Annotated in this window: 13 protein-coding genes; 10 read left to right on the top strand and 3 right to left on the bottom strand. The window is 36.1% G+C overall.

Translation table 11 applies throughout. The features are described 5' to 3' along the window. The first annotated feature begins 77 nt into the window (after nucleotides 1-77). The 4 genes from IPH66_09860 to IPH66_09845 all read left to right on the top strand — a co-directional run bounded on the left by IPH66_09860 (nucleotide 78) and on the right by IPH66_09845 (nucleotide 4,683). Entirely contained in the window at nucleotides 78-1,868 is a 1,791-nt protein-coding gene (locus IPH66_09860; GenBank protein MBK7129651.1) for a hypothetical protein, read from the top strand. A gap of 84 nt (nucleotides 1,869-1,952) precedes the next feature. Next, on the top strand, nucleotides 1,953-3,953 hold the full coding sequence (locus tag IPH66_09855) for a dehydrogenase E1 component subunit alpha/beta (protein ID MBK7129650.1): 2,001 nt from the start codon (nucleotides 1,953-1,955) through the stop codon (nucleotides 3,951-3,953). 20 nt (nucleotides 3,954-3,973) lie between these two features. Then, nucleotides 3,974-4,375, top strand: a complete 402-nt coding sequence (locus tag IPH66_09850; protein MBK7129649.1) for a nucleotidyltransferase substrate binding protein — start codon at nucleotides 3,974-3,976, stop codon at nucleotides 4,373-4,375. Continuing rightward, the gene (locus IPH66_09845; protein MBK7129648.1) at nucleotides 4,372-4,683 is read left to right on the top strand and encodes a nucleotidyltransferase domain-containing protein; all 312 of its coding nucleotides are present in this window, start codon (nucleotides 4,372-4,374) and stop codon (nucleotides 4,681-4,683) included. The genes IPH66_09850 and IPH66_09845 overlap by 4 nt, the downstream gene beginning before the upstream one ends. 188 nt (nucleotides 4,684-4,871) lie before the next feature. Here the strand turns inward: IPH66_09845 and IPH66_09840 are convergent, their stop codons facing one another. From IPH66_09840 to IPH66_09830, 3 genes are all read right to left on the bottom strand, one after another. Then, on the bottom strand, nucleotides 4,872-5,513 hold the full coding sequence (locus tag IPH66_09840) for an MOSC domain-containing protein (protein ID MBK7129647.1): 642 nt from the start codon (nucleotides 5,511-5,513) through the stop codon (nucleotides 4,872-4,874). A 314-nt stretch (nucleotides 5,514-5,827) separates the two neighbouring features. Continuing rightward, nucleotides 5,828-6,748: a metallophosphoesterase gene (locus IPH66_09835; GenBank protein MBK7129646.1), complete on the bottom strand. Its 921-nt coding sequence runs from the start codon at nucleotides 6,746-6,748 to the stop codon at nucleotides 5,828-5,830. A gap of 65 nt (nucleotides 6,749-6,813) precedes the next feature. Further along, nucleotides 6,814-7,014 (bottom strand): hypothetical protein, encoded by a 201-nt coding sequence (locus IPH66_09830; GenBank protein MBK7129645.1) that lies wholly within the window; start codon nucleotides 7,012-7,014, stop codon nucleotides 6,814-6,816. A gap of 678 nt (nucleotides 7,015-7,692) precedes the next feature. Here IPH66_09830 and IPH66_09825 point away from each other — a divergent pair. From IPH66_09825 to IPH66_09800, 6 genes are all read left to right on the top strand, one after another. Next, the gene (locus IPH66_09825; GenBank protein MBK7129644.1) at nucleotides 7,693-10,695 is read left to right on the top strand and encodes a hypothetical protein; all 3,003 of its coding nucleotides are present in this window, start codon (nucleotides 7,693-7,695) and stop codon (nucleotides 10,693-10,695) included. 18 nt (nucleotides 10,696-10,713) lie between these two features. Beyond that, nucleotides 10,714-13,170, top strand: coding sequence for a patatin-like phospholipase family protein (locus IPH66_09820; GenBank protein MBK7129643.1), 2,457 nt, complete (start codon nucleotides 10,714-10,716; stop codon nucleotides 13,168-13,170). 108 nt (nucleotides 13,171-13,278) lie between these two features. After that, nucleotides 13,279-14,583 carry a WG repeat-containing protein gene (locus tag IPH66_09815; protein ID MBK7129642.1) on the top strand — a complete coding sequence of 435 codons (1,305 nt, stop codon included), beginning with the start codon at nucleotides 13,279-13,281 and terminating at the stop codon, nucleotides 14,581-14,583. Beyond that, nucleotides 14,571-14,726, top strand: coding sequence for a hypothetical protein (locus IPH66_09810; GenBank protein ID MBK7129641.1), 156 nt, complete (start codon nucleotides 14,571-14,573; stop codon nucleotides 14,724-14,726). The genes IPH66_09815 and IPH66_09810 overlap by 13 nt, the downstream gene beginning before the upstream one ends. 15 nt (nucleotides 14,727-14,741) lie before the next feature. Further along, a complete protein-coding gene (locus tag IPH66_09805) occupies nucleotides 14,742-16,226 on the top strand; it encodes a hypothetical protein (protein MBK7129640.1) in 1,485 nt (494 codons plus the stop codon). After that, a complete protein-coding gene (locus IPH66_09800) occupies nucleotides 16,223-16,474 on the top strand; it encodes a hypothetical protein (GenBank protein ID MBK7129639.1) in 252 nt (83 codons plus the stop codon). Before IPH66_09805 ends, IPH66_09800 begins: the two co-directional genes overlap by 4 nt. Nucleotide 16,475 lies beyond the last annotated feature (1 nt).

The following is a 16,475-nucleotide window of genomic DNA, read 5'->3' as shown; positions in this document are numbered from 1 at the left end:
TGCTTATCCGGTTTGGGGTTTTTTTATAAACCATTGAAACATGCACGTGCTTTGCAGTTATAACAAGTAAATTTTTTATGCGACAAACCCTCATTGTATTTTTTTCCTTCTTCACGCTTTGTGCTTATAGTCAAAACAAATATTCAAAAGTTGATGTTTATGATGATGACCTCTCTGATTTTGAAATTCTTGGTGATACATTAGATGATTACCGGATTTTTTTCACCGGTGAAAATCATACGTATTCTGAATTCAATTGCCGCTTTGAGTTGCGGTTTCTCAAATATCTTCACCAAACTCAAGGTGTAAAACATTTCCTTTTTGAACAAAGTCCCGCTGTTGGGTATATCATTGATAAAATTGTTGTGGACGGAAAAAAATCTTTCCAGAATTATCTCTCTGATATGTTTTACTCTCCTTATTACGGATTAGTGAAAGGCTTAAAAAGATATAACGACTCATTGCCTGATGCTGAAAAAATTCACGTGCATGGTATTGATGCTGAAAGATTCCCGTACTTCTCTATCTATGCATTGAATGCTATAGTTGATACGCTGGATACCCGTTTTTTTGGAGGTGAAATTTTTGAACAAATCAAAGCTTTATCCAGTGCAAATTATGAGGATTATAATGTAGGTACTTATTATGATGAGCCTGATTTTGCATTTGATTTTGAGTTTGCCCAAGTACACGCTTGGTCATCTCTTAAATCTATCATTGATGATTCAAATTTTTTAAAAGATACGTTGATGCGTCATCTGGGTGAAGATGGCCCTATCTATTTTGCCATCATCAACAGTTTAGAGGTTGGACGTGAATGGTATTTAGCCGAAAGAGCAGGTGATGTGAAATCTCCAATTATACGTGAACGGTTTATGTGTGATGAGTTTGAGCGTATTTATCGCGAGGATCCTACAGGAAAATTTTATGGACAATTCGGCCGTTGTCATATTCATAAAGACAAAGGCTCACGCAACTGTTATGATTATTATATGAACTCTGTTGCAAGCCGTATAACTGAAATAGATAAATCGCTCAAAGATGCCGTATTGGTAATTCCAATTTTCTACTCAACCAATAAACAGATGGATGGTGAGGTAATTGAAGGACTTGATCTGCGTGAAAAATTTCTCTATGATGGCACCACATACATCATTGATATGGAATACAAGGGAGGCAGACATTCTATCTCCGGATTTTTTGAGCTATTGCCATTTATCGTAATTTGTAATGAAGAACCGGATGGATACGAGGATACGTATTTCACCTGGCAAATTCCACTGGAAGAATATCATGCCGGATTCTATTACGGATATCATTATTTTACACGCATTAAAAAATTAAATACTGCATTGACAGATTTTGGATCAACCGGTTTCACCGATAAGTTTTTAACCTATACAATTGCCTTTGATTATTTTGAAATGAATGTGGTTGGCAGCCGCTTTTCATATTCTTGGATGCCTGAAATTTCTAATAATGATGGCTTCACCCTTGACGGATATCTTGCAACTATTGGTTCATATTATCCTTTTGGAAACAAATATGTGATGGGAGCAGTAGGTTTAGATTGGGGTTACGGTAGAATGCAAATGACGGAACAAACAGATAACACGGTGCCTAATCTGATACAAAACAGTGGACAGAATGTAAATATTTACCGCAATGATGTTTTTGTACTTGACCCTAATCTTGAGTTTAGACTCACGTTACCAATCATTAGTTTCAATATAAAAAGCGGATGGGCATTTGACGTTTCAGGTAAATATTGGAAACTGGATGGAAAAATGAAAGATTTTACAAAAACCAGTTTCGGATCTCCTTATATTCAGGTTGGTGCTAGTCTGAACCTCAAAGTTGGAGGTTGATTTTACGTTGATAATTTCTGAGAAAGGCTGTTGCCTTGCCGTTTATATCACCTAACTTTGTGTGGTTTTTAGAAACTGCACACTATGGAGGTACTTGATAAACTTTACATTAAATATGATCGCAAGGGTCTTACTGATCCTGAGCTGGTGAGAATTTATAAAGCGCTGGTTAAGCCAAGACTGATCGAAGAAAAAATGCTCATTTTGCTTCGTCAGGGAAAAATTTCTAAATGGTTTTCCGGTTGGGGACAAGAAGGAATTTCAGTAGGTGTTACACTTGGTCTTGAAAAAGATGAATACATACTACCTATGCATCGCAATCTTGGAATTTTTACTGCGCGTGAAATTCCACTGCACCGCTTGTTCGCCCAATTTCAAGGTAAAATAAAAGGATTTACAAAAGGGCGTGATCGCTCTTTTCATTTCGGTTCACAAGAGCATCATTTGGTAGGTATGATTTCACACTTAGGTCCGCAGCTTGCAGTGGGTGATGGAATTGCATTGGCTCACAAATTGCGCGGTGAAAGAAAAGTTGCGCTGGCAATCACCGGTGATGGAGGAGCAAGTGAAGGTGATTTTCATGAAGCACTCAACGTAGCTGCTGTTTGGGATTTACCTATTATTTTTTGTGTAGAAAATAATCAATGGGGTTTGTCAACACCATCAACAGAACAATTCCGCTGTAAACAATTTATTGATAAAGGGGTAGGGTATGGCATGGATGCTTATCAGATAGACGGCAATAATATTCTTGAAGTATATAATGCGGTAAGACAAATTTCAGAATCATTGCGTAAAAAACCGAGACCATTTTTATTGGAATGCATTTCATTCCGCATGCGCGGACATGAAGAAGCATCCGGCACAAAATATTATCCTGAAGGCATGCAGGATGAATGGGCAAAAAAAGATCCGGTTGCCAATTATGAACTCTACTTGAAAAGTGAAGGAATATTGAGTGCTGAAGAAATTGAACGCATACGTGAAGCAATTAAAAAAGAAATCAATGATGAGTTGGAAATAGCTTATGCTGAACCCAAAGTAAAGGTTGACACGGCTTATGAACTTGCAGATATTTATGCGCCATTTGATAATCAACCAATACATCCGGTGAGTGATTCAAAAACAGAACGTCGTCATATTGATGCAATCACAGATGCCTTGCGCCTGGCATTGAGAAAACATGAAAATCTGGTAATCATGGGGCAAGATATTGCTGAATACGGAGGTGCTTTTAAAGTAACTGAAGGTTTGGTTGATGAATTTGGTAAAGACAGAATTAGAAATACTCCGCTTTGTGAATCCGCAATTGTTGGCTCAGCACTTGGATTATCAATTAACGGAATGAAAGCAATTATGGAAATGCAGTTTGCAGATTTCGTTTCTGTTGGGTTTAATCAGATAGTGAATAATCTTGCAAAGTTACATTATCGTTGGGGTGAAAAAGCAGATGTAGTAATACGCATGCCAACGGGCGGTGGTTCAGCAGCAGGTCCTTTTCACTCTCAAAGCAATGAGGCATGGTTTACGCATACACCGGGTTTAAAAGTGGTTTATCCTTCAAGTGCAGCTGAAGCAAAAGGGCTACTTCTTGCATCAATTGCTGATCCTAATCCGGTAATTTTCTTTGAACATAAAGGGTTGTATCGCAGTATTAAAGAAGATGTCTACGACGACTATTATACAATAGAAATTGGCAAGGCAAATTTAGTGAAAGAAGGAACTGTCGTTTCAATTATCACGTACGGAATGGGAGTGCATTGGGCAAAAGAAATTTGTGAAAAACATCAGATTGATGCAGATATTCTTGATTTGCGTACTTTGCTTCCGCTAGATATGGATGCCGTTTATACCACAGCCAAAAAAACAGGACGCGTATGTGTATTACATGAAGATTGTTTAACCGGTGGTATTGGCGGAGAAATTTCTGCTCTGATTTCTGAACATTGTTTTACCTATCTTGATGCACCCGTAATGCGTGAAGGCGCCTTAGATTCTCCTGTTCCATTTGATGCTGATCTTGAGAAAAACTTTATGCCTAAAGATAGGTTTGAAAAGAAATTGCTTGAGTTGGTGAATTATTAGTAGATTAGTATTTACTGAAGATGAGACAAGAGAATGACATCCGGTGGAAACAGCGTTTCAGTAATTTTGAAAAAGCCTTTCTTAACCTTGAATTTGCTGTGAGTCTTAAGAATCCTTCAAAAGTTGAGAAGGCAGGGCTTATTCAATTTTATGAGTTCACTTTTGAGCTGGCTTGGAAAACAATGAAAGATTTTCTGGAATCAAAAAGTCTGGAGTGTAAATTCCCTCGTGATACAATTAAGGAAGCATTTCGATACGAATTGATTTCAAACGGTGATGATTGGATGGACATGTTGGAAAAAAGAAATTTAATGGCACATACCTACGATGAGAAAACTTCAGATATTGCCTATCATTTAATCGTTGACAAATACTTTCAATCTATCAAAATTTTCTATGATTTAATGAAATCGTATTTATGAACATGTATGGAATTTCAGAGAATTCATTTAGTGAAATTTTGGCTGCCCTTAAGTCTAAATCAAATATTAGCACGGTAAAATTATTTGGTAGCAGAGCTAAAGGAAATTACAAATCTGGTAGCGACATTGATCTGGCAGTTTTTGGTAATTTGAATCAACACGATTTGATTGCGTTATCAGTTTTACTAAATGAACAACTTCCGATACCGTATAAGGTTGATCTTGTTCTTTATGATCAGGAACTTTCAACTGATCTTCGTGAACATATTGATCGTATTGGAATTGAGATTTACAAGCGGATGTCATGATGATTTACCTGTCACTCCGTATTAAGTTCTAGAAAACAGCCTTCTGATGAGATCAATAAAAATTTCCACGCCTTTGGTCTAATCAAGTTTAGTTTACGCTTCGCTTTATCTTGGTTAATAGGATCACGTTCAAAATCTGAGTTTCAACAATTATTATTAACGAACGAGATATCTCGATTAGGATTTGATTATTTCCCCCCTTGCCGCAAACGCAAAGTTCTTTTAGCCCCTTCACCAAGCCATGGATTATTTAATGCAACTTGCAAAAGTTCAGCATCAGGATTTTGTCCATATAAAAGTTTCCACACTTCAAGCAGACTTATGCTATTGTGTTGTCGTTCTATCAAATCAACAGGATCATTTACATAAACACTGCCGGGATCCAATACCCGAATATAAATTCCGGGTTCATTCATTTCAATAAATTTCTGAATTACTGTTTGAGTATTAAATCGAATACCCAGTTTGAAACAGGGTTGTCTTGGTTGAGAAACCTGAACTGTGACAGCGCCTATGCGCAGGACATCACCAATGTAATAATCGCGTTCATCTAACCCGCTAATTGTAATATTTTCTCCAAACATTCCATATTGCCAATTCAGATCAGGATACATTTTTTTCCATACCTCATAATGATCAGCAGAAAATAAATAACAAGCTTTATCATTTCCTCCGTGATGAATTCTGTCCATCACATGATCATTTTCAACATCTGTTTTACCAAGGAAAATACCTCCTTCAACGGGGTATTTGAAAATTCCCGTTTCAACTTTTTTTCCTTTCCATTCAATGGTGGTTGGTTGACCGGTGTTAAGGGATTTGATTTGCATGTGCGTGTTTTTTTTTCCTCTCCCCTGGCCCCTCTCCGAAGGAAAGGGGAAAGACGTTTTGTATTTATAAGGGCTTTGCCCTTATTTCATTTTCAATTGGGCTTTGCCCTATTTCCTTTGCCCTATTTCTTTTGCCCTATTTCCTTTGCCCTATTTCCTTTGCCCTATTTCTTTTGCCCTATTTCCTTTGCCCTATTTCCTTTGCCCTATTTCCTTTGCCCTATTTCCTTTGCCCTATTTCTTTTGCCCTATTTCCTTTGCCCTAATCGCTAACTCCTAATCGCTAACTCCTAACCGCTAACTCCTAACCCCAATCACCCAACAACCTCATTTGCACCAATACCATAACAAGCCCAATCATTCGCTTGCGGTTTTTTGTCAAAATAAAAATCAATTCTACCTAAAACCAAACCTGCCCAACCTACCTGATTGATGAGGACTTTTTTTCCTGATTTGTTTTTGTGTTCTTCCGGTTTTTCCATGAAGGTGTGAGAGTGTCCGCCAATGATGAGGTTTATATTGTCGGTTTCTGCTGCCAGTAACGGATCACACATGCGGTTTAATTTTGCTTTGTATCCAAGATGTGAAAGACAAATCACGAGATCACATTTTTCATCGTGTTTCAAAATATCAGCTTGCTTTTGGGCTGTACTGACAGGATCAAGGTACTGCGTTTCTCCATATAAGTTTTGGGGAACAAGACCACTAAGTTCAACGCCAATTCCAAAAATTCCAATTTTTTTTCCTCCGGCGTTAATTATTTTTCTTTCTTGCGTGATGCTATTTAACGGAGTATTTGAAAAGTCATAATTTGAACAAAGGAAAGGGAAATTTGCATGAGTCAGCGCCTTTACGAATCCATCCATTCCGCCATCAAAATCGTGATTTCCCATGGTGGCGGCATCGTATTTCATTTCTGACATCAGTTTCATTTCAAGTTTTCCACCATATAAATTAAAATAGGGGGTACCTTGAAAAATATCACCCGCATCTAATAAAATTACATGCTCTTCTGCATCACGAATATTTTGAATTAATGTCATGCGTTTGCTCACACCACCCAAGCCCGGAAATTTTGCATCGTCATCAGGAAAAGGATCAATGCGTGAGTGTGTATCATTGGTGTGAAGAATGGTAATTTTTGTTCCGCTTTTTTTAGCAAAAGTCAAAGAAGGCAGCATGATCAAACCTGCTGTGCCTAAGGCTGTTTGTTGTATGAATTTTCTGCGGTTCATGGGGTGGTTTGATTTTTCAGATGATAAATTATTTTATTGGCTCTTTAAATCAAGTTGTGCAACGTTTAGCCCTCTACTGATTTGTTTATTTGAAATTTCAACACGTTCAGTGATTTTTTTCTGACGAGTATTATACCATTTGAATGAACTGAATTGAAATTTTGGTAAACGTCTGATTCTTCTCTCATGAGAAGTATTTCATACTGAACTCCCAATAAATTTTCAATTTTAATCATTTTTTTCAATCGGTAAATGGAAGATTTCATGCGGCTGAAATTTTAGTGAAGATACAGATAAATGTGTTGAAAATATTGGTGAATTGAAATATTAAAGAATGGGTTAATAAATGTTTGCTTGGGCTTTAATTCACAATGAACGTGTCACGACCATTGATTTTCAAACTTTATAGTGAAGATATCTTAAGAAAATTGAATTAACGTTTGGCGGTTTCCAGACATCATTTTGATCAATAAATGGCGGTTTCCCGACACAAAAACAATCTTAATATGACGGTTTCCCGACATGACGGAAATTGTGAAGAAAGATATTCCTAAAAAAAATTACTGATGGCGAAAAAAGAACATAGAATTAAAACGGTTTACGCTATCGGGGAATATACAAAAGCTTGTCTTACTGTAGTTTGCTTATTGTGGTTGTAAATTAAGTTTGATATTTTGGTCACTTCGAAAAAATTTAAATTTCGTTATCATTCATCTATCTAAACTAAATGTTGTTCTATGAAAAAATTATTGGTTAGTCTGTTTGCAATTAACGTTTTCCATTCAATAAAAATTCCAAATTTGGTATAGTAACGTTGTACGGCAGGCTTGCTACCCAAAAGCTGAACCATATAAAACACAGTTACACTAGATTCGTAGATACAGGTTGTCCGGCGATTTGTCCCAATATAAAAATCAAAAATAATTACCCTAAAACAAAAAATTATGTCTCAACAAATTCCAGTTTTTAAATTCGCATCATTGCGCAATCCTAGTTTATCAGAGTCAACGCAAGATGACGTTGAAGTTCAGTACGACACACAACTTATACAAGACTTAGCAACAATTGTTGCAGGTAGTGATACTCCGGCTGTAAAACTTGCGGATTATAATGATACTTTACAGGCGTATGTTGATAGCGCGTCATTTTTGAAAACAAAATCTGCTGCGTTACAATTTCAAACAGATTTGATTGCAACACCCACCTTAGCCGGTTTGCAACAATTATATGACAATATAGTAATACGAACCCTAACCAAGAGCAATACAAATCAGGTTTACAAAATAATTGTTGACACCTTTATAACAGTTTACAAGGCTTTGAATCCGGGGACGGACAAAATTTTAATAATTGTTCCGCAAAGTATTACGCCTTCTTTCATTAAGTATATTGGTGTAAACGAAGGAGGGTCAGGAGAACCAGGCGGTGAACCTGCAGTTTTGGACGAACTGAATCAGCTTGCCCTCGCTGAAGAAGCAGTGAATCAAGCCATAATTGAAAACGTGGTAGAATTCATCAGTGTAGGACAGGTAGTAGTAATGAATGCTGAATTCACAGCCTTGTTAAACTACTTGCATACAGATAGTATTGCAGTTAGTGTTGCAAAAACTACCATCCAGACTCACCTTTCTACCGTGGTGGCTGAGAGAAGTGAGAATAAAATTTTCAACCGGGTTGGCGCTGATAATATGCGCTCTAAGATCAACGATGAATTAGATCAGAATCCATCAGGTAATATTGAAATGGGTGACCAGTTAAATGATTTTTTGAGGTTAGTCACTAAATTGGAAACCGAAGGAACACTTACAATATCGAGAACGTCAAATTTAAGTACAACTGAGTATGATCAGGTATTGTCAATTCTCAAAGTGACAAACCTGACAACAAAAGACGCGTTGAAGATGATAAATACGCGGATGGTTGAAATTAACAAAGAAGTAAGCTCACTCATTGAAAAGAAAACTTACAGTTATATTGGCACCTCATGGGTAGAGACGTCTAAATTTGATCACGCTTATACTGAAGAGTCTTCAGGTAACAACATTCTACAAAGTGGCCTTGATTGTGATTATAAATTCCCTTATCAAATTGCTGATTTGAGAGTTGTAGAACAAGAAATTGTTGGTTATTTACCTGGTGAAATTGCCCACATAAACAATACGCAGTCCGGAGAAAAAAACACAAGAGTAACAAGACGTTTAAAACGCTCTGAAACATTTGAGTCAATTTTGGTAGAGGATGAAACTTTCAGAGAAACCGATACCCAATCAACAGAAAAATATAGCATCGAAAATGCAGCATATGAAGCACAAACAAGCGCAAACTCATTTTCAGTTTACGCATCAGCGGCGGCAACGTATGGGCCTGTTTCGGCAAGTCTTGATGCCGGATACACCAACTCTAATTCGTCGTTTAGTTCCAACAGCTCATCCCAAACTGAAGCAAAAGAAGTAATTACTCGAATTGTTGACAGAGCCAGTCACAGAACGCGAAGCGAACGAAGCGTTAATTTGATTGAGGAATATGAAGAAACCGTAACGCATGAAATTGACAACACAGCGCAAGCAACAAAGTCTTATGTATATCGCTGGTTAGATAAACTCATTAGAGGACGTCTGAAGAATTACGGTAAACGACTGATATTTGAATTTGATATTGCACATCCTGCACATTATTATCTGAGCAGAAGTATTAAAGATATTCCTTCAATTTCAATTCCGGCTGATCCGCGAGAGGTGAGTATAGAAGGAGTTCCAGTTCTCACAATTGATAATATCACGCGTGATAATTATTTAGCATGGGCAACCGTTTATAAGGCAGATATCGAACAGCCGCCTGCAAGTAAAATTATCATTGCTGAAGAATTTAATGGTGCGGAAAAAACCTTTGTTGGAAAGGTAATTCAGATTCCTGAAAATTATAAATGCGTTAAAGCAACTGCGAACAGCTATTATGTAAATGGGTGGGATTATTGGAACAGCATTGTTTGTTCATTAGGTAATCTTTCTTTCGCATTTTGGGGTGATGGTAGTAATTTCTGGACACCAACAGATTTCTGGTTCACCGGTGAAGTATCTCAACTGGCATTGTCAGTTATTGCCCAGAATCAAGGATTTTTTGTAAATTTTCAAATAGAATGTCACTTGAAGCAAGATGCGTACAAAGCATGGAAAATAAAGGCGTATAATGAAATTGTGAAAGCATATGAAAAACTTCGTTCAGATGCTGAAACTCAGATGCAATCTTTTGATCCTAACAGACCGGGTGTAAATCCGGCACGCAAACTTGAAATGGTTTTAGATGAAATTAAACGCGAAACCATTCGTAAAATGTTCAGATGTAATCCGTTTTGGATCAAAGATAATTTTGTGGTAGGAAAAGAGTATAATCCAAAATGCTGTGCTGATTCAATGAATGCTGAAAAAGTGAAATTCATTGAAACTGTTTTTGATTGGAAAAATTTAACTTACGTGTTGCACCCTTATTTCTATTCTGATAAAAATAATTGGAAAGAGCTGCTTGATCTGTCTGATGACAATCCGCATTTTGAATCTTTCTTAAAGGCTTCTTATGCAACAGTTCGGGTTCCGGTTTTCAGAGATGAATTGAAAGAACTGGCCGCAGTCAATTTTCTTCAGTTTAACTCCATAGCTAATTATGAAGTGGTGCCTGAAGGTATGAGTGCGTTACTTGATGAGCTACGTGATAATCAACCAACATTATTTACTCATGACATTAACGGAAATGAACTACCTGCACCAATTGATGTAATAGATTTGGGTATATTTAAAATACCAACTAATTTGGTAATGCTTGAGTGTGGCAATTCTAACGGCATCAAACCTATTGGGTATCCACAAGGTACTGATGAACCAACCAGTGATGTTGTTATTCCAAAACAATTCTCTCCGGCAATTATTGCTGATACGTGTGACCCTATTGTTTAATTGAACAGTTAAAACCAAATGGCAAATCAACAGGAAAATACTAAGGAGCCTGAAAAACCTAAAATGTCCATTGATCAACTCAAGTACATTGTTATGGAAGGTGGTGGAGCACGAGGTAATACCTACCTTGGTGCTATCAGGGCGTTGGAGAATCAATTATCAATACGAGTTAGCAAAATTAATCCTGAGAATGAACCAGATGGTATTGAAAAGATTGCGTCAATCACTAATACCGGCAATCAAAAAAGAAAACCGGGTGTATTGGATTTTTTAAAAAAAGACCCCACTAAACCTACTGAAGACACCTATATACCAATCATAGAAGGTGTTGCCGGTGCATCAGCCGGTGCTATTACAACCTTTGGTTTGGCATTAGGGTTGAATTCTGATGAGATTGACGAAGTATTGAAGTTTGATTTTACAAATTTTTTACGTGAAATTGATGCCGGAAAATATCGTATGATAAACGAGACATCTGAACTATCAATTGGTGAAGACGATAATTTAACCAGGAAACAGAATGAAATTTTAAATTTTCGGGGTGGTAATGCGCTAGGTTTGAAAGAAAATATTTTCATATATTCCTTGGAAAACCAGAAAACTGAAATACACGGTAACAGGTTAAAATATGTGAAGAGAGAATTATTCGTTGGTTTGTCAATCAAGGTGATCATAGACGGGATTTTACACAATGTGAGTCAAGTTTTAAAAATCATTCAATCTAACTCAAAGAATAATTGGTATGATAAGTTTCTTTCTAAAATATTCGGAATACTATCCAAAAATGATTTGACATCGCAAACAACAAGTTTGATGGTTTCAAGGTCTGCTTATGCGGCTGGATTAACACTGGGTACTTATCTTTTTTTAAATAAAAAAAGTGGTGAAATAAAAGTAACCGGTAATACTCTCGCCGCAATTTTCAAAGACCGTGGAATGTTTTCAGGTTTTCAGGTGCGCGAATTTTTTTATGACATGATGCTGTTTGCCGCCACACGTGATACGTATTTTCAAAAACGACTGATCATTTATTTTAATAATATACCTGATGCTGACAAGTATAAAGGCAGCAAACCGGATTTTTCAAAATTTAATGGAATTACCAAGGCAGAGCTGACTTACCCTTTATTTGAAATTGGTAGCCGGCACAAAACTGAATTTAACGATAAAGCCAAAAAACTTTTTGAACATCTACAAAACATCACTTTTAGAGAATTATGGATGATTTTAAAAGTTGAATACGCTGCTGCGGTTTCAAACTTTACAACAAATTCTCCATTATACTTCTCTGATAAATATACCCCTAATTTCAGAGTGCTTGAGGCTGTTGGATCTTCCATGTCAATTCCTCCGGCCATACGTCCGGTTTTTAATGCCTCCGATGTCGTTTTTGAACCGCATACAGATTCTTTGAAACGAGGCGATACTATAAATTTACTGCCCTGGTCGAAGTTAGCAGAAATTGATGTTATAGTTAATGGCAAACCAAAACCATTTGTTACTGTTGTTAACTACAATAAGTCTGATGGCAAAAAGACAATTCGAGCAAAATTTAAAAAATCGGATTATGATTTATATGAATACGCCGTAAAAAAAGCTTTACAACAGCATTTATTGAAAAGTCCAGACAATATGGCTTTTGTTGATACTAATAATCTACTTGAACTAAATACTTTTTTAGATGAAATGCAAAAAATACTCGTGGGAGTTGACGAAAAGGGAAAATTCAAGTTGGTAATATGGGAAAATCAAACCGTGATGTTGAATGATGATGAAATTATTGTTGACATAAACCTGATAAAATTCTTTTATAATGCGCAGTTCAAGGGCTTATTACTGGATGGTGGGTATTTCAATAACATACCGTTTAATTATTTCAGAGACAAGGGCGTTGGGGGCAAAATTGATAGTGTATTGGCTATTAAGTTGGATGGAGATTACCCGCCAACATTTTTGAACGATCTTGATATGAAAATTCCTAAACTAAAGCAGAAAGAAGCTGAACTTTTGGATAGACTTGATAGGGAGTTTTTTTTATCTAAAATAGACACGAGGCTACCAGAAACTGTAGATTTCAGTTCCCCTGAAATTGAATTAGAATTAATAGAGAAAAAGATTGAAATTATGTTTCAAGAATTCGTTTATTCTAAACTTGAGAAATCGGATAATAAAGAGGTCATTAAGTTTAAGAAAAGTGCTATACACAGAATCGTTAAAGCATGGCATCAACATTATGGGCAGCACAATAATATAAAGCCGTGGGAAATTCCTCGTAATATCCTTGAAATTGCATTTACCGGCTATGCCTATGGCGCAAAAAGGGGACAAATTCGTGATATTACTGATCACAGTCATATAATTCCCCTATATGACTACGGAGTTGATACTTACGACTTCGCTTTACATAAAGTTGATGTTCTTGCTCAGTTAGCTCAAAAGGAGGCGTATAAGGCAATTGAAGAATATTTTAAATAATTAGAAATGAGGCGCACAATTAAATTTTTATTTTTTTCAATATGTATTTGTATCATTAACTTTCAATCTGTTGCTCAAATAATATTTGAGCAAAATAAACAACAGGGATTGATTGATCAGGATGGTGAAGTAATATTGGAACCGCAGTACGATACCATTGTTGAATTAGCTGAAAACTCCAATATCTTTAGATATAGAGACCATGACAAGTATGGATATGCTATTAAACTTGAAGCTTATAACCAATTTTTTTGGGATGTTTCAGAATGCGTCTATGATTCTATATACTTTTTGGGTGAACCCACTCGAAAAAAATATGGGAGTGAGGCCTTGATATTCGAGAAGGATTCAAAATACAGTTATAGAATTATAGAGATTTTTTGGGACAGCCCGGGGGTATTCAAAGGTGTCACTGTAGATGGAACATCAAAATTTTTCCATAATTCTATTGATGAGTACGACTCACTATATCTTTATCCAGGTTTTTCTGTGCTATTAATAATAAAAAAGAATAATTTGTACGGCATCCAAAAAGTTGAGATGAGTGTGTATAGTATAGATAAACAAAGTCTTTATCTATTTGAACCCCAATGGGACAGCATTACAAACTTGAGCCCTGATGGGTATTTCTCAGTGTGGAAAGATGGTAGAATGGCTTTTTTTAGTACGCATTACAGAGCATGTACTGAGTATCTTTTTGAATCTGAACCGTATTCTTACACCACTCACACTGGAGATCAATATTTTATTACTTTCTATCCTGATCAACCAATTAAAATATTTGATGCTGATTCGCTGTATTTTATTATGGAATTTAAAGATCAAAATGGAAGTTTAATTATATCTGATTCGATATTTACTTCAATGCGGGTACCTAAATACTTTGAACCCGGCAATGAGGTATTGATTTATAAGTCTAACGTTGAAAAAAATGAACGGTATTTTGTTACCAGTTTGCCTTCACATAAGGGCGTGTATGACCTTGGTACCGATAGCTCACTAACATATGAACTGATGAATGGGCCTTATTTTTCACAGGTTTACCTAAATACTATTGATAGTGGTTTTGTTATTAGTTACAATACTCCAAATTGTGTTTATGACACAAGGTGGTTAGACAATAATCTTATGTTTGAATATCTGATAGATGAACCAACAAATAGTGTAATATTAAACGTGTACTATGCTGATAGCGGCGTCTTGATAAAAAAATTTGATAGAAAGGGTATGCTTTTTCAAATTGATGGTAGTAGATCAATACTTTATCGTTCAAAGATTAATAAAATCGATGAAGAAAGGTATTTTGATTTTGGAGAATACAGGGAACATGATAACCAAAAAGTTGTCGGATACGTTAAATTCAATGATCGTACTGGAGAAATTAAGTTCGTTAGATATCGATGGTTACGTTGATTTGGGGCAGAAACATTGTTTCACTCTACGATTACGGCGTAACAACGTATGACTTTGCACTTAAAGAAGTTGACGTGTTGGCCAAAATTGCCCAAAAATTTGCTGAAAAAACTGTAAACGAATACTTTGATGTTCAACTATAATTTACAAATAATTTTATGAACCAACGCATACTATTATTTTTTTTTCTAACCTTTTTTATAAAACTCAATTCTGTATCACAAGATCAGATATTTTCAACTATTGTTTCACATGAAGGAAAATATGGGTTGGTTGAAAATAAATCAGGGAATACTGTATTACCAATAGAATATGATAGCGTTATCAGTTACACAAGTGCGCATATAATATTTAGTTTCTACAAAAATCATAAACATGGCTATGCGCTTTTGTTTTTTGATAAGGATGAGTGGGAATATCACTGGGAAATTTCAGAACTTGATTATGACACTATTTATTCTCCGCTTCATGGTTACCTGATTAGAAAAAAAGATAATCGCTACGATTTCCTGTGTATGTGGGATGAAGTTTTATGGAGCCCGTATCGAGATCCTGAAGTAAGCTGGCGCAACAATAAATACCGAATTTTAACCACTAAGTTTACTTCAGCTCATTCATACGATACAATATTCCTATCCATGGGCAAGACACGATTTATGAAAGATGAAGTGTCATCATATATACCTGCAAAAATTGTTTTTAGAGAAAACAATCAAGTAGGCTTTCATCTAATTAAAGATGATGTAAGTATTGAAACGCCATGTCAATGGGATAGCCTAGTGTATGTAAATACTTTTTGTGATTACGCATGGAAGGATGGAAAATTTGCAATTCTTTTTACTGATTGGGGGGATTATGGAGAACCCCAGAGAATTGCTGAAAGTAGCAATTATATTCTAACAACTCCTTATATTTTCACTAACAAAGATGAATTTTATATAGAATATCTTGACTTGGGATCACCCGTTGTGGTGGTAATTCAACACGGTAAACCATTTAAAATTTATATTGATTATGGTTCAAAAGAGATAAATTTTCATTATGCTGATGGGAGTGATTTAATAGTTGACACTTCATATTTTATACCTGAGATATTCCGGGCGCCCTTTCCGCCCAGCGCTTCTCACCGTGATGGTTCTTTATATTATAATGATGGTTTTAGGTTGCAGGTAAACGGGGCAAGACCATGGACATATGAATATGATAAATCAAGAGGCGTGACACGTGGAGCGATGTTTATCACAGATTCAGCCGGACAGATAATATATTCTTTCAGCGATACAGCGTATGGGTATTTTTTGAATGGGGGGCCGCCAAGTGATAATTTAGTTTTTGGAAAAACATGGAATAGGGATGGTCTTGGAGCTGATCAAATACAAGAAAACTACCAGGAGACATTTAAAATATTTGATATAAAAACCGGTGAAGTATTGTGGGAGATTTCTGAGCCTCAAACCCGGTATTATTTAGATGATTTTTATTATCCTTATAATATGATTAGAGCAGAATATCTGGACAAGAAAGGCATTGATAAAGAAAAAATAGTAGGCTATATTGTTTACAACAAAAAAGGCTTAAAAGTTTGCAAATACAAATGGATTTCCAATTGGTTTTATAGTGACGTGCCGGTAGAAAAGCCATGAATTTTTGTAACAACATTAAACCCTGGGAAGAACCCCGCCAAATTTTAGACATTGCATTTACCGGCTATGCATACGGTGCAAAGCGTGGTCAAATAAGAAACATGACCGACCACAGAAACATTGTTTCACTTTATGATTACGGCGTAACAACGTATGACTTTGCACTTAAAGAAGTTGACGTGTTGGCAAAAATTGCCCAAAATATTGCAGAAAAAACAGTGAATGAATACTTTGATGTCCAATTATAAT

This window comes from Crocinitomicaceae bacterium (assembly GCA_016708105.1).
GTDB lineage: Bacteria > Bacteroidota > Bacteroidia > Flavobacteriales_D > Crocinitomicaceae > JADJGJ01.
The sequence above is the reverse complement of the archived record's forward strand: the minus strand, read 5'-3'. Positions and strand labels throughout refer to the sequence as shown.